Here is a 1,333-nt window from a genome sequence, read left to right as displayed (position 1 = left end):
GGGTCAGTGAGATAAAGTGTGTAAACGGTCATAGATTCCACTCATGAAACAAGGAGCAAAACTATGACCAGAAAGAAAGACAAGATTCCGGACCGCCAAGGCGAGCTGATCGACCAGCTCATTCAGGAAAGCGGCGGCCCACAAGCCCTTTTTGCCAAGGGGGGCCTGCTTGAGCAGCTCAAAAAGCGCCTGATCGAAACAGTGCTTGAGGGCGAGCTGGATGAACACCTTGGCTACCAAAAGCACGCCCCGATCGTTCCAAAGAGCGGCAACAGCCGTAACGGTCATGGCAGCAAAACGATCATCGTTGACAACGATCAACTGGAAATCAACCCGCCGCGTGACCGGAACAGCACCTTCGAGCCGCAACTGATCCCGAAACGCCAGACGCGCTTCAAGGGATTCGATGAAAAAATCCTGGCCATGTATGCCCGGGGCATGAGCGTCCGCGACATGCAGGCCATGCTGCTGGAACTCTACCAGGTCGAGGTCTCGGAAGCGTTGATCAGCAGCGTGACCGATGCGGTGCTGGGCGATGTCCGGGCATGGCAGAGCCGCCCGCTTGATGCCGTCTATCCGATTGTTTACTTCGACTGCATTGTCGTCAAGAGCCGTCAGGAAGGCAAGGTCAGCAACAAGGCGGTGTATCTGGCCTTGGCCATCACCATGGAGGGCCAGAAAGAGTTGCTGGGCCTGTGGATTTCGCAGAACGAGGGTGCAAAGTTCTGGCTTGGCATTATGACCGAACTGAAAAACCGTGGCGTCGAGGACATCCTGATTGCTGCCGTTGACGGACTGGTCGGCTTTCCAGACGCCATCGCCGCCGTGTTCCCGGAAACGGAGGTGCAACTCTGTATCGTGCACATGGTTCGCAACTCGACGAAGTTCGTGTCCTGGAAAGACCGTAAGGAGTTATGTGCCGATCTGAAAATGATTTACGGATCAGCAAGCGCCGGTCAGGCTGAGCTGAACCTGCAAGCTTTTGCTGATAAGTGGGATGCAAAGTACCCCTCGGTCAGCAAACTCTGGTATCGGCACTGGGAGAACATCATCCCGTTTTTCGATTATTCGGCAGAGATTCGCAAGGTCATTTATACGACCAACGCCATCGAGTCGCTGAACCGGTCGCTGCGGAAAGTACTGAAAACCAAGGGGGCATTCCCGAATGACGAGTCAATCATGAAGCTGATTTACCTGGCCATGCAGAACATTGCCAAGAAATGGACCATGCCGCTTCGCAACTGGGGCGCCGTGATCAACCAGTTTTCCATTAAATTCGAAGGACGGCTTCCCGTTTGATTACGACCGTTTACACACTTAGTTGAACAGACCC

General features: G+C 54.1%; 1 protein-coding gene. It reads left to right on the top strand.

Translation table 11 applies throughout. The features are described 5' to 3' along the window. The first annotated feature begins 63 nt into the window (after nucleotides 1-63). Nucleotides 64-1,299, top strand: a complete 1,236-nt coding sequence (locus tag FGF66_RS12325) for an IS256 family transposase (RefSeq protein ID WP_139457934.1) — start codon at nucleotides 64-66, stop codon at nucleotides 1,297-1,299. Nucleotides 1,300-1,333: the final 34 nt, after the last annotated feature.

The organism is Chlorobaculum thiosulfatiphilum (genome assembly GCF_006265165.1).
Lineage (GTDB): Bacteria > Bacteroidota > Chlorobiia > Chlorobiales > Chlorobiaceae > Chlorobaculum > Chlorobaculum thiosulfatiphilum.
Note: the sequence above shows the minus strand (reverse complement) of the source record. Positions and strands in the feature narration are given on the sequence as shown.

Bases quoted from the DNA above. Each gene is read 5' to 3' on its own strand.
- FGF66_RS12325 (WP_139457934.1), top strand. From the start codon at position 64: ATGACCAGAAAGAAAGACAAGATTCCGGACCGCCAAGGCGAGCTGATC.